We start from the raw sequence: 13,341 nt of genomic DNA, 5'->3' as shown, positions 1-13,341 counted from the left end.
CCTGTGACTCCTGTGACTCCTGTGACTCCTGTGACTCCTGTGACTCCTGTGACTCCTGTGACTCCTGTGACTCCTGTGACTCCTGTGACTCCTGTGACTCCTGCTGGCTCAGTCACGACTCAGATTAAAACTGTTGTTTTAGATCCGAATCATGTAGAAAAAATTGCAATTAAAAATGTAGATAGCCCAATTAATTCAAAAATTAATGATATTTTAGAACAAGATAAAAATAATATTGTTTTGGAAGAAAACTCCTTGGTTTATAAAGATGAATTATCTCCACAAGTAGTTGAACAAGGTACTCATCTTGATCCATCTAAAATAGAAAAATCTGTTGTAGCACAACCACAAAGTGAAAAAGAGAATGTTAATACAGTTTCAACAAATGCGACCAGTACTGTCATTCAAGCAACACCCATTCAACGTTCCGTTGCACCCGTGATTCAAGCTCAGCCAATTAAATAGATCTTGTACTTAGAACTGAAGCTAAACAAAGGGCTCACTCAGAGCCTTTTGTTTTATCAAATGTTTATATTCAGGATATCTAAGATTTTCCAATATATGAAACCATTAAGCAAAAGTATTGGTTTTCCAATAGGCATTACAGTCTGTTGATGAATCATGATTTTATGAATCAAGTAGAAATCTCCATGATTTCTTCACAATTGGGTAAAAGATTCTTATTTCTGTTATTTTTCTTGTATTTTAAATAGAAGTCACAGAAGATCAATCATGCTCGAATACAAACAATGATGCACCGTTTTTCTCTCCTTACTCTAAAATAGAATTCATTTGATGCTTTCAAAATTCTTTATTCAACGACCTATTTTTGCTGGTGTATTGGCGATTATCATCATGGCAGTGGGGATATTTGCTGTTCTCAACCTTCCTGTAGAACGCTATCCAGATATTGCACCCCCTAAAATTACAGTCTCAGCAACATACACAGGTGCAGATGCTGAAACCGTTGAAGAAAGTGTCACACAAGTTTTAGAACAGCAAATTAAAGGCATTGATCATTTACTGTATTTTAGTTCGAGTAGTGATTCATCTGGACGCACTCGAATTAGTATTAGTTTTGAAAATGGTACTGATCCTGATACTGCGCAAGTTCAGGTACAAAATAGTATCAATGGAGTGATTAATCGATTACCCGAAGATGTGCAACGCCAAGGCGTGAGTGTCTATAAGTCACTCGGTGATACCTTTATGGTGGTCGGCTTATATGACAGTACGGGTAAAAGTAACAATATTGAATTGGGTGATTATCTTTCAGATCATATTGAACAAGAGCTTTCGCGTATAGAAGGCGTGGGGGAGGTCGATGTCTTTGGCTCACAATATGCAATGCGTATTTGGCTGAACCCAAATAAACTTACCCAATATCAACTCATGCCGAGCGATATTCGTGCTGCAATTGAAGCACAAAATACACAAGTTGCCGCAGGTGGGATTGGCGATTTACCTGTAGTTCAAGACCAATATCTGAATGCAAAAGTGACAGCAGGTTCTAGGTTAAGAACAGTTGAAGAGTTTAATAACATCATCGTTAAATCTACAGCGAATGGTAGTTTTGTATATTTGAAAGATGTTGCCCGAATTGAATTGGGGGCAGAAAATTATCAGTCTTTTAATACCATTAATGGTTATCCATCATCAGGAATGGGAATTTCATTGTCATCAGGTGCCAATGCACTGGCAACATCGGCATTGATAAAAGCAGAACTCAATAAAATTGCTGAGAAGCTACCTCAAGGTTATAAAATTGTTTATCCACGAGATAACACGCCTTTTGTTCAAGAATCGATTAAGGAAGTCATTAAAACCTTATTTGAAGCAATCATTCTAGTCATCATTGTGATGTTTGTATTTTTACAAAGTTGGCGTGCAACCCTGATTCCTACGATTACTGTACCGATTGTCATTCTGGGGACATTTGCCATCCTTTTTGCATTGGGTATGAGTATCAATACTTTGACTTTATTTGCTTTAGTTTTAGCAATTGGTCTCTTGGTGGATGATGCAATTGTGGTTGTAGAAAATGTTGAACGATTGATGCATGAGAAAAATCTCACACCGAAACAAGCATCAATAGAGTCGATGCAGGAAATGACAGGTGCTTTGGTCGGTATTACAGTGGTATTAACGGCTGTATTTATTCCAATGGCATTTTTCTCAGGCTCTACAGGGGTGATTTATCGTCAATTTTCGATCACATTGGTCGCTGCAATGGGCTTGTCGTTGCTGGTCGCTTTAATTTTAACGCCTGCATTGTGTGCTATTATTTTAAAACCAAATGTTCAATCTGCCAAATGGGCAATTTGGTTTAATCAAAAAATGGATGGCTTAAAGCATAATTATTTAAAGTTAGTGAAACAAACGATTGATTTTAAATGGGTGGTTTTGGTCGTTTTTGTTGGTTTGATTGGTGCATTTGCACTTCTATATCGTTCCCTACCGACGAGCTTTATACCAAGTGAAGATCAAGGTATTTTAAGTGTACAGTTCCGTTTGGCGGATGGTGCACCAATGTCGAGTAGTCATGTGGTTGGAGAAGAAATCCGTCGATATTTTCTTGAAAAAGAAAAACAAAATGTCGATATCGTGCTGATTCGTTATGGTCGGAATTTCTCGGGTACAGGGCAGAACTTGGGTGCAGGCTTTATTGCATTGAAGCATTGGGATGATCGTGCAGGGGACAAGAATTCTGCACAAGCGATTCGTGCGCGTGCCATGCAATATTTTAATAATAATAAAAATGCAAAAATTTCAGTATTAATGCCTGCCTCTGTGAATGGCTTGGGGGATAGTGACAGTTTAGAATTTTGGATTCAGGATATTAATGGGCAAGGTCGTCAGTATTTAGATCAGCAATTTAAGTTATTGCAAAAAGATGCAGAGCAATTTAGCAGTTTTGAAAATATCGATAAAAAATCAAATCCAGATAAAGCAAAGTTGCAAGTGAATATTGACCAGAAACTGGCAATGGTCAATGGACTTTCACAAACGGCAATTAACAGTACGCTCTCCGCAGCTTGGGGTGGTTCGTATGTGAATGATTTTATTGATCGAGGACGTATTAAACGAGTAATGATGCAAGGTGATGCAGAATTCCGCTCCAAACCTGAGGATTTAAATGATTGGTCAGTTAGAAATAGTCAAAATCAAATGGTTCCGTTTAGTAACTTTTCCACAGTAACGTGGGGTGGTGGGCCAGATGTAGTCAACCGTTTCCAAGGTTATACGGCTTTGCAAATGGAGGCCAATTCAGCCAAAAATGTCAGCTCTGGTCAAGCCATGCGTGATATTGGAAAAATGGTTAATCAACATAACGGGATTGACGTGGCTTGGAGTGGTTTATCTTTCCAAGAACAAAAATCGAGTAGCCAAGCGATTTGGTTGTACTTAATTTCAATTGGATTTATTTTCCTTTGCTTGGCGGCGCTTTATGAAAGTTGGTCAATTCCAACCGCCGTGATTGCGGCTATTCCACTGGGTATTGGTGGCAATATTGTATTTAGTTGGTTTACAGGTTTCCCGAATGATATTTATTTCCAAATTGCGTTACTCACAACCATTGGCTTGTCGTGTAAAAATGCCATTTTGATTGTTGAATTTGCTGCTTTAGCACAAGAAAAAGGACAAAGTGCCATTGCTGCTGCTATGCAAGGTGCAGGATTACGTTTACGTCCAATTTTAATGACTTCTTTGGCTTTTGGTGCTGGAGTTATTCCATTGGTGGTTGCATTTGGTGCAGGTGCTGCCAGTCGTCAAGAAATTGGTGTGAGTGTTTTAGGTGGTGTTATTTTTGGCACAGTTTTAGTCTTGATTTTTATCCCATTTATGTATGTACTCGTGCGTTCAGTATTTAAGGGAAAACAAGCTGTAGAGTAAGTATTGAAATGGTCTGTATAAATCATTCAGATCTGTATTAGCTATCTTGTTTGATTGTTCGTATCAGTATTGTAGGAAACTTAGCTTTTTACCAGTAAGGTTCATACTCTGATTGAGCTATAATGCGTGGTTAATATTTGAATCTATTGATCTTATTAAAATGATACACAAACTGATATATTTCCACGTTATGATGCATTTGAGCGTATGAAAATGAGTGTAGGTTAGCAATTAAGCGTATGAATAATGAAAAAAAATTAACAACGCAAGAAGTGATTAAGCTTGAACGTGATTTGGCTAAATTCGCCAATATGATGGATTCTGTGGTGAGAATTCCTTTTACCAAACAAGGTTTAGGTGCGGATGCAGCTTTAAGTACCATTCCAATTGCAGGTGATGTCGCAGGTTTTGTTTTAACATGCTATGCCGTGTATAAAGCCAAACAGATTGGTGTGCCACAAGCAAAACTGAATGGTGTACTGAAACTTGCAGTCATGGATGGGATTGTAGGTTGTATTCCTATTGCAGGGACATTGTTTGATATTTTTATTCGCCCGAGTCGTAAAGCATTAGAAGTGGTGCATGAGCATATTCAAAATGAATATCACATTCAATCTGATGATCATGTGATGCATCCTTTTTTACATGAAAAATTAGAACAAAAGCAGCAACAATCCGCTTTTTGGCGCAATCCGATTGTGGCTTGGATTTGGCTGCATATTCCAGATATTTTAGGAATTTTTGTTCTGGTACTTATTGGTATCGCTTTGTGGTTTGGTTTTAGCAGTCTTTGGCATTGGTATCAAACCTTACAACATTAGATTTTTTGCATGATCGATATAGAAAATGATTCAATGAAGGGGATGAAATGACACAATCACTTGATTATATTTCAGCAAATTTACCTGCTATTAATTTAGATCAGACGCGAACGTTTTATGAATTATTAGGGTTCAAATGCAATTATCAATCTGAAAGTTGGATGATCATGCAACGAGGAAGTTTACACTTAGAATTCTTTCTACATGCTCAGTTAGATCCAAAAACATCATGGCATAGTGCTTGTGTAAGAGTTCAAGCTTTAGAAAAATTGCATGAAACGTGGAAGGCGATGGATTGGTCACAGCATCCTCAAGCCAGTATGACTGAAATTGAATATGGTAGTGAAATCGACTTGTTTAATTTAATTGATGTGAATGGCAGTTTATTACGTTGTATTCGTTTAGACCCTCCTATTCATACCAAATAAATAAACTTGCACAAAAAAGCCTCCAATGTGGAGGCTTTTTTTATTCTTAAATTTGCATTTAAAAATTACTGAACATTAAGCTGTTGTAATGCAGCTACACGTTGTTCAATGCTTGGGTGGGTTTGGAATAACGCAGCCAAACTAAAACCTTGCTCTTTACCTTCTGCGATTGCAAAAGCTTTCATCTCTTTCGGCATTTGATCTGGAATTTCAGATTCCGCTTGTAAGCGAAGCAATGCAGAAATCATGGCATCTTTACCTGCGAGACGTGCGCCAACTTCATCTGCACGGTATTCACGTTGACGCGAGAACCACATCACGATGGCAGAAGCCAAAATACCAAAGACAATGTCTAATACAATGGTAATACCAAAATACGCTAAACCAGGTGCTTCACCTTCTTCACGACCAAAGACATTGCGATCAATAAAATCACCGACAACGCGTGCAAAGAACATCACGAAGGCATTGACGACCCCTTGAATCAGGGCAAGTGTCACCATGTCACCATTGGCAACGTGACCAATTTCATGTGCTAAAACGGCACGCAATTCATCTTTATTCATACGCTCTAATAAGCCTGTTGAAACTGCAACGAGCGCATCGTTTTTATTCCAACCTGTGGCAAAAGCGTTTGATTGATAAGATGGGAAAATACCCACTTCTGGCATTTGAATACCAGCGCGTTGAGAAAGTTGAGCCACTTCTTGCAATAACCAAACTTCAGCTTGATTACGCGGAGCATTTGGATCAATTAATTCAGTACCCGTTGTTTTTTTTGCCATCCATTTTGACATGAGTAGTGAGATGATTGATCCCACCATACCAAAGACAAAACAGAGCACCATTAGGTTGCCGAAGTTAAGACCGCCAGCGCTTCGATAACTACCAACACCTAATAATGATAGGATGATGCCAGCTACAACCAGTACCGCGAGGTTGGTAAGCAAAAACAAACCAATCCGCATCATTGAGAGTATCCTCTTATAAATAATTAATATGATGATTTATCTATCATAAATCACTTTATAAATATGAGGTGTGTCATCAAAAAATTCAAGATCAATCGTTAAAATCGATATTGAAATCGACGAATTAATTTGAAATGGTAATGTGTGCAGAAGCCGTTGCATGAGAGGTTGAATAAGAACCCGGTGGTGCATCGGTAAACGTACCATCTGAAGCAACAATAATTTGTCTTTGGATATTTTTTTCTATTTTTTGTTCAGGGACAAAGTTGTTTGAAGTTGCTACAGGTGTTGGTGCAGTATAATTATTCGATTGAGCAATAATTTGACCTTGAGAAGTATTGCTACTATTCGCAGAACCAATGCCGTTAGAATAAAGATTATTGAGACGACTACTGACACGTTTTACATAGTCTTGAGTTTCACGGAAGGGTGGAATACCTCCATATTTATCAACATTACCTTCACCTGCATTATATGCTGCTAAAGCCAGTTGAGTACTTCCATTAAAACGTTTCATGAGCCAACTTAAATATTTTGCACCGCCCAATATATTTTGTAATGGATCATAGACATTGGCAACATTAAAACGTCGTGCAGTCGCAGGCATGAGTTGCATTAACCCTTGTGCACCGACAGGCGAGCGAGCGTTCATATTAAAGCCTGATTCAGTATGCATCACTGCTTTAATTAAACCTTCAGATACGCCGTGTGTTTGCGCAGCCTGACGAATTAGATGGTCATAGGCATTTTTATTCTTACTGTAACTAGGTAAGACAGAAGCTTCTGAAGTTCCCCAATTCCGATAGCTATGAATATTACTGTCTGGGTAGTAAGTGACTTTGACTTTTTGTAGTGATTGATCTGAGCTTTTACGGTTTGTTAATAAGGTGCTGCCATTTTTATCTTTATAGACGTAAATTTGACCTGCAAAAGAAGACGATGTCATTGCAGCAATGCTGAAACACCCCAAAACACAAAATAATGAACCATTCAAAAGTTTTTTCATTTGTTGTAATTTAATTGATTGCTTTGACTCGAAGCTAGAGTTTAGCAAAGTTATGAATGAAGAAAAACCATGATTTGTTTGTATCAATTCATTTGCAAAAAATCAAGCCTCAATTGTTGCTGAAATAATCAAAAAATTTTTTAATTTATATTTTTTGAAGGATGCTTGACAAGGATAATACATTGAAAATAAACAAGAAATATAAGTGGTTAAAAAATGATCAATCTAAAGGGAAAGCCCACTACCGTGGCGAAAATAGCTGTCAAGCCCCAAAGCATCCACACTTTTATCCACAGCTTTTGTGGAAAACTGTGGAAAAGTCCAAAAGATAAGCGATTGGTATAAAAAATGAACGCAACTGTACATTTTAAACATGTGAATAAGACATCAAAATGACAAATCGGATGAAAATGCAAAAATAAAAATCTTTAGGTGCGTGGAGAAGATGAATCAGCTAAAATTACGCAGTATTTTTTTTATGGTTAATTTCGTCTATGTACTCGCCAGTTGAGTCTGAACAAGGATTTAATTTCAAACCGGAACTGCCAACTAGTTCGGCTTATCATCGCTTATTGAAAAAACTTCGTCGTCAAGTTGGTCATGCGATTCGTGACTTTAAAATGATTGAAGATGGCGATAAAGTCATGGTGTGTGTCTCTGGTGGTAAAGACAGTTACACCATGCTCGACATCTTGTTGCAGTTTAAACGTATCGCACCGATTAATTTTGATGTGGTAGCAGTGAATTTAGACCAAAAACAACCGGGCTTCCCAGAAGATGTGTTGCCACGTTATATGGAAGAAAACAACATTCCATATTACATTTTGGAAAAAGATACCTATACCATTACCAAACGCTTAACACCTGAAGGCAAAACCTTCTGTGCAGTATGTTCTCGTTTACGTCGTGGATCACTATATGGCTTCGCTCAAGAAATTGGTGCAACTAAAGTTGCATTAGGTCATCATCGTGATGACATCATGGCAACGTTCTTTTTGAACTTATTCCATGGCGGTAGCTTAAAAGCAATGCCACCGAAACTATTATCTTCAGACAAAAAGAATATCTTGATTCGTCCGCTGGCTTATGTGGAAGAAAAAGATATCATTAAGTATGCCGAAATTCGTAATTTTCCTATTATCCCATGTAACTTATGTGGTTCTCAGGAAAATTTACAACGTGCGATTATTAATGACATGTTGCGTGAATGGGACAAACAGCATCCAAAACGCTTACATAGCATTTTTGGTGCCTTACAGAACGTTTCTCCATCTCAACTGGCTGACCGTGACTTATTTGACTTTGAAGTCTTAGATGAGCAACGTGAGTTTGATATGAAGTGTGATACAGACGTTCTGAAGAATCGATTAGATGTTGTGAATTTAAGTTTCTCAGCAGATTGATCTTTTTTGTCATTCTATTGATGTAAAAAGGCACTCATATTGATAGGAGTGCCTGATTTTTAAAAATAAAACGATAAAACCAATCATTAATGAACAATGCGTACAAAAAACTTTAGCCATAATCGAAATTATCATGCTATAACAATGGCAAGCAAAAAAGCTTCACCATGATGTTGTTCGGATAGACAACACAATAAATGAATAATTAATTTGAGGAATGAACATGCCTGCATTTTTAACTGATGATTGGTTTGCAAATGTTGATAAATTAACTGCTGAAGCTGGTGATTTAAACTTACCACCATCATTGGCTGGTTTAGCAATTAATTTGGTTGTTACAGATGCTAATGGCAATACTGAATTGTCTTTAGATGGTGGCAAAATCCAAAAAGGTACTTCTGCAAATGCTAAAACAACTTTGAATATGGATGCTGAAACGCTTCGTAAAGTATTCCTAGAGTTTGATATGGCTGCTGCAATGCAAGCATTCATGACTGGTAAAATTAAAGTTCAAGGCGATATGTCTCAATTGATGGCTTTACAAACAGCTAAGCCAAGCCAAGAGCAAAAAGATTTATTTAAGAAAGTCCTTGAGCAAACTGCTTAATCACTGACTTAAATTAAAAAAGCTGAACTATTTATAGTTCAGCTTTTTTTTTTGTCTAAATTTTAGAGCACTAAATTGGGAGAGAGGATCAACATTTTAAGCAGATCAAACCTTATATTATTTCCGAATCGGAAAAGTAAAAAAGTTTAAGCTAAAGACTGAACTCATTTTAGATTTCTAAAAGTTTAGGCGAGGTCTTAATATGTTCTAAATAAGAGCGAATACGGGTAACGTATTGCACAGCTTGTTTATAACGACCATTACGCGCTTTATTACGATCTAAATATTCATATAAGTTCATCCAATCATTCGGGTCTTTACCCTGTGATTTTAGACGCTTCTGAATACCATCTACCGCACCTGGTCCCATATTGTAGGCAACTAAAGCATACCAATTACGGTCTGGGTACGAGATGTGCGAATATTTAGTCAACATTTGATCGTAATATTTTGCACCACCTTGAATACTTTGTGATGGATCAGTTCTGTTACTGACACCCATAGCGCGCGCAGTATTTCCAGTGAGCATCATAATGCCACGCACACCAGTGGGTGATACTGAATCAGGCTTTAAATAAGATTCTTGATAACCAATTGCTGCAAGCAAGTGCCAATCTAGATCATATTGTTTTGCCGTTTTCTTAAAGCTCGCCTGATAAATAGGCATACGCTGACGTAAATCACGTTGGATGATCGACCAATCATCTTTTTTCACAACATTACGATTGTAGAAAGAAGCCAATTGTTGGATTGAACCATTTTGCTTACTTTGGCAGATAAAACCACTGGCAGTATCTGTTAAAGGATCTTCAGCACCTTTAAATACCCAGTTTAAATCAGCATTTAACCCATTTTTGGTTAAGCTGTTTAAATCGCCACATGTCGCAGAAAAACCCGTCAGATTTTTCTCTTCGATAGTTTTCATTGATGCCGTGGTCATGGCAAAGTTTGCTTTACCTTGAGCAACCATCTTTAAAGCAGTAGCATTATCAGGCACTGTTTTAAAATCTAACTTAACCTTCAAACTGTGTGCATAGTTATTAACAAGTTCATAACCGAAGCCATGTTTGAATTTTCCGTCCTTAAATACAGTAGTAGGATTGGATACTGTGACAACTGTCAATTTATTTGAATTAACAACTGAATGGTATTGATTGGTCTTTGTTGCATTAATACTGTGGAAGGGTACCAATACTGTTGCTAGAGCCAAAGCTTTAAAAGGGAGAGTGGAAAAAAATGAGTTTAGGCAAAGCCTCGACCCAGAAGGTGAACTACTGTGCATGTTGTCTCCGCTACAAGTAATTTATTGCCCTACAAAATTTGAAGCAAAATTTGCCTAAAACTTTTACAAGTTGGTAAATTCAATAAGGGTGGGCAGTCATGGACGTCATTCAAAATGACATATGGGAATAAAACAATTATGTAGAAAAACTACAAAGATTAAAAAACGTACAAGCTAAAACATGAGCGAATAATAAAGATGTAATTTAACATTGTCAAATTTTGTACGAAAAATATTATTGATATGTAACATAATGATCTGATTTAACTGGTGAAAAAGTTTTATAATATTTTAATATGTAAGAAATACATATTTTCTGCTTTTGTTTGTAATTTTATCTATTGTTTAATATGGTTCCAATCATGAAATCTAACTTAATTACACGTTCAGGGCATGATAAATTGGTTGCTGAATTACAACACTTATGGCGTGAAGAGCGTCCTGAAATTACCCGCAAAGTGAACTGGGCTGCGAGTCTTGGAGATCGTAGTGAAAATGCAGATTACCAATTATAACCCTTATTTTTATACTATTAGAAAAATAAATTATAAATAACATAATGTTAATTATAGTAATTATACTATATGGATATACTATATTTTTTAAAAAATTTGAAATGACAATTTGTAAATATTTTATAGTTGTTTGATTAACAATTGCATGACAATTAAATTTAATTTACTTAGAAACGATCAAAATGAAAGAGGAAAATTTCGAGATAATTGAAAACTTAGATTGTGAGGATTCTAATAGAAATCTGTTATATGACTATTGGGAATTCTCAGATATCACTAAACGTAAATTTACTCATACAGTTAAAGATCTTTTAATTAAACACAACTTCAGGACAACTGATAGGTTAGAAAAAATTCTTAAAAAAAGTGGCTATTTAACGTGTAGAAAAATACTGGATTGTGGAAAATGTAATAAAATTTTTAAAATACATTTAAGAAACAAAATTAATTTTGATAGATGGTTTCATACGGGAGGAAAGCTAAATTGTCAGGAATGCAAAAATGAGATAATAAAAACTGAAATTAGTGAGGTTCTTTTCAATTTTGAGAATATTTTGAGTACTTTTCAAGAAGCTAAAATTCAAGAACCAACTCAACCTTTAACATACTTAGAAAAAATATTTTTATATGTTTTACTGGTAAATGAGGGAAAATATTATTCTGGTGTAGTTGAGAATTCAACTTGGAACTCATTCAAAGACGTTGAAGCAAACGGAGTTGAATATATTCTAAAAAAAATCATAGACAAGGGATATATCTACCAAATACAAGAATGTATTGAAGGAGTTAATGCTCAGAATAAACTAAGAACTTTTAATTGGTTTCATAGTGAATTGATAGATATTGCATCTAAAGATGTAGTTCAAACCTATCTAAAAATTGACTTTCATAGAAAATTTAAAGTTTCGATACCTCAAATATATAAAACTGTAGAAGAGTGGATAGAAAAATTATTCTTAGAAATAAAAAATTCTTGCGTAAATATATCTGATTTAAAAGAAATTGAGAAATTTGTTTTGGACAATAGGTTAAAAGAAGTATATGCTTTAATTGAACTTATTTGTGAAAAACGTAATATTCCTATTAAAAAGAATAATGCATTTGAACACAATTTAGTCAGAATGATCAAAAAATATGATTTACAACATATCTATAGCTTACTTTTATACCAAGCAAATATGACTGCATCAAAATTATATGATTTAAGTAATTCCTCAGTAAGTAATGCTAATTTCATAAAAGAAAATATTTATGCTAATAAAATAGCAAGTTATCTAGATAAATTAGAGAAAAACAATGAAAAACCTAAATACGCTCGTCTTCTTCCAGAAAATTGGACTTATTCAGAAGTAGAATTATTTATTAGTGCACATATTATTGGAAATTATGAAAAGTGGGAAAAATATACAAGTAATGAGATATTGGCATTATGGAGTGATTCAATTGAAATTGATATGAATAATTATGAGCAAAAAGCAAGCCATAACTAATTTTCTTTCGCTTACTGTTATTTGATAAAATACAGCCAATTTTTATCTTACATTCAGTATTGTTATGCCACTATTAGATTGAGTGAACCGAAACCAAGCTGAAGAAACAGCGACTCAATTATGGACAATTAGGTAGTCAGCAAATCCAATTTTCTGACATGCCAACACTCATCACTGAAAATGATTTAATAAATTGGCTTGATCGTAAAGTAAGACGTCAAGGTTTAACACAAATCCAATTATGGGCTTACCTAAGAAAGCTAATCAGTTATTTGCTGAATGTACGAAATTTTACTCTAACTCAGTTGCATCGAGCTCAGTTCTAATTATCACTTGCTGTCTCAAATGAATTGGATCGTTTATTCGAGCTTGCTCGTAAAAAAGCATTTTAGGGTGATTTATTTAACCAGTTACAAGTAGCAATTGAACAAAAACTTGAGAATAGTTTTGAATTTACGCGTGGTATGTACCCTGTTAAAAAACCTTATCGTGGAAGCTTTAACTTTAAGAAGCATTTTTATGCTCAAATTGACGACTTAAGAGAAAAAACTGATAGTGATAAAATTTCTGAAGAGTTCCAATGTGCTCAGTTATTAGACTTACACCCTAAAGTAAAATATTGGGTTCGTAATATTCCTAAGCAACAACAATATTCTTTTTGGTTGCCAACGGAAAAAGACTATTTTTATCCTGACTTTATAGCTGAATTAATTGATGGTACTATTTTTGTTTTGGAGTACAAAGGTGGGTATTTAGGTATTGCGGATGATGCTCGTGTGAAGAATGTTATCGGTAAGCAATGGGCTAAGGACAGTCAAGGTAAACGTCAGTTTTTGATGGCTAAAAAGCAAGATGATTTTGGACGTAGTTTGGAACAGCAGATTAATCAGATTTTATTAACAAATTAAAATTGTTAAATAAGAA

Annotated in this window: 10 protein-coding genes and 2 pseudogenes; 9 read left to right on the top strand and 3 right to left on the bottom strand. The window is 35.5% G+C overall.

Features of this window, described 5'->3' with window-relative positions; genetic code table 11:
- From B9T35_RS09450 to B9T35_RS09435, 4 genes are all read left to right on the top strand, one after another.
- The coding region (locus B9T35_RS09450) for a hypothetical protein (protein WP_213033364.1) at positions 1 to 465 on the top strand (465 nt) is incomplete at its 5' end.
- A 330-nt stretch (positions 466 to 795) separates the two neighbouring features.
- On the top strand, positions 796 to 3,894 hold the full coding sequence (locus B9T35_RS09445) for a multidrug efflux RND transporter permease subunit (RefSeq protein ID WP_086190854.1): 3,099 nt from the start codon (positions 796 to 798) through the stop codon (positions 3,892 to 3,894).
- Positions 3,895 to 4,133: 239 nt separating this feature from the next.
- On the top strand, positions 4,134 to 4,715 hold the full coding sequence (locus B9T35_RS09440; protein WP_086190853.1) for a DUF4112 domain-containing protein: 582 nt from the start codon (positions 4,134 to 4,136) through the stop codon (positions 4,713 to 4,715).
- Between the two features lie 47 nt (positions 4,716 to 4,762).
- Positions 4,763 to 5,143 (top strand): hypothetical protein, encoded by a 381-nt coding sequence (locus B9T35_RS09435; RefSeq protein WP_086190852.1) that lies wholly within the window; start codon positions 4,763 to 4,765, stop codon positions 5,141 to 5,143.
- Positions 5,144 to 5,208: 65 nt separating this feature from the next.
- Here the strand turns inward: B9T35_RS09435 and htpX are convergent, their stop codons facing one another.
- Positions 5,209 to 6,114 carry a protease HtpX gene (htpX, locus tag B9T35_RS09430; protein ID WP_086190851.1) on the bottom strand — a complete coding sequence of 302 codons (906 nt, stop codon included), beginning with the start codon at positions 6,112 to 6,114 and terminating at the stop codon, positions 5,209 to 5,211.
- 124 nt (positions 6,115 to 6,238) lie between these two features.
- Positions 6,239 to 7,120, bottom strand: coding sequence for a lytic transglycosylase domain-containing protein (locus B9T35_RS09425; protein ID WP_086190850.1), 882 nt, complete (start codon positions 7,118 to 7,120; stop codon positions 6,239 to 6,241).
- Between the two features lie 494 nt (positions 7,121 to 7,614).
- Here B9T35_RS09425 and ttcA point away from each other — a divergent pair, with 494 nt between their 5' ends.
- On the top strand, positions 7,615 to 8,523 hold the full coding sequence (gene ttcA / locus B9T35_RS09420; protein ID WP_086190849.1) for a tRNA 2-thiocytidine(32) synthetase TtcA: 909 nt from the start codon (positions 7,615 to 7,617) through the stop codon (positions 8,521 to 8,523).
- A 223-nt stretch (positions 8,524 to 8,746) separates the two neighbouring features.
- A complete protein-coding gene (locus B9T35_RS09415; RefSeq protein WP_086190848.1) occupies positions 8,747 to 9,130 on the top strand; it encodes an SCP2 sterol-binding domain-containing protein in 384 nt (127 codons plus the stop codon).
- A 169-nt stretch (positions 9,131 to 9,299) separates the two neighbouring features.
- Here B9T35_RS09415 and B9T35_RS09410 read toward each other — a convergent pair whose 3' ends face one another.
- Positions 9,300 to 10,412 (bottom strand): transglycosylase SLT domain-containing protein, encoded by a 1,113-nt coding sequence (locus B9T35_RS09410; protein ID WP_086190847.1) that lies wholly within the window; start codon positions 10,410 to 10,412, stop codon positions 9,300 to 9,302.
- A gap of 362 nt (positions 10,413 to 10,774) precedes the next feature.
- On the opposite strand from B9T35_RS09410, the pseudogene B9T35_RS09405 reads away from it, so the two are divergent.
- From B9T35_RS09405 to B9T35_RS09395, 3 genes and pseudogenes are all read left to right on the top strand, one after another.
- Positions 10,775 to 10,921, top strand: a pseudogene (locus tag B9T35_RS09405) (transcription elongation factor GreB); the annotation flags it as partial.
- Positions 10,922 to 11,109: 188 nt separating this feature from the next.
- Positions 11,110 to 12,417 (top strand): hypothetical protein, encoded by a 1,308-nt coding sequence (locus B9T35_RS18655; RefSeq protein WP_228147111.1) that lies wholly within the window; start codon positions 11,110 to 11,112, stop codon positions 12,415 to 12,417.
- 107 nt (positions 12,418 to 12,524) lie between these two features.
- Positions 12,525 to 13,325: pseudogene (locus B9T35_RS09395) on the top strand (restriction endonuclease subunit R); the annotation flags it as partial.
- Between the last annotated feature and the right edge of the window lie 16 nt (positions 13,326 to 13,341).

The organism is Acinetobacter sp. ANC 3832, from assembly GCF_002135415.1.
Classification (GTDB): Bacteria; Pseudomonadota; Gammaproteobacteria; order Pseudomonadales; family Moraxellaceae; genus Acinetobacter.
This window is presented reverse-complemented; position numbering and strand designations above follow the sequence as displayed.

What these genes read in the sequence shown, in the direction of transcription:
- B9T35_RS09445 (WP_086190854.1), top strand. Translation starts at nt 796, where the DNA reads ATGCTTTCAAAATTCTTTATTCAACGACCTATTTTTGCTGGTGTATTG.
- B9T35_RS09440 (WP_086190853.1), top strand. Translation starts at nt 4,134, where the DNA reads ATGAATAATGAAAAAAAATTAACAACGCAAGAAGTGATTAAGCTTGAA.
- B9T35_RS09435 (WP_086190852.1), top strand. Translation starts at nt 4,763, where the DNA reads ATGACACAATCACTTGATTATATTTCAGCAAATTTACCTGCTATTAAT.
- htpX (WP_086190851.1), bottom strand. Translation starts at nt 6,114, where the DNA reads ATGATGCGGATTGGTTTGTTTTTGCTTACCAACCTCGCGGTACTGGTT.
- B9T35_RS09425 (WP_086190850.1), bottom strand. Translation starts at nt 7,120, where the DNA reads ATGAAAAAACTTTTGAATGGTTCATTATTTTGTGTTTTGGGGTGTTTC.
- ttcA (WP_086190849.1), top strand. Translation starts at nt 7,615, where the DNA reads ATGTACTCGCCAGTTGAGTCTGAACAAGGATTTAATTTCAAACCGGAA.
- B9T35_RS09415 (WP_086190848.1), top strand. Translation starts at nt 8,747, where the DNA reads ATGCCTGCATTTTTAACTGATGATTGGTTTGCAAATGTTGATAAATTA.
- B9T35_RS09410 (WP_086190847.1), bottom strand. Translation starts at nt 10,412, where the DNA reads ATGCACAGTAGTTCACCTTCTGGGTCGAGGCTTTGCCTAAACTCATTT.
- B9T35_RS18655 (WP_228147111.1), top strand. Translation starts at nt 11,110, where the DNA reads ATGAAAGAGGAAAATTTCGAGATAATTGAAAACTTAGATTGTGAGGAT.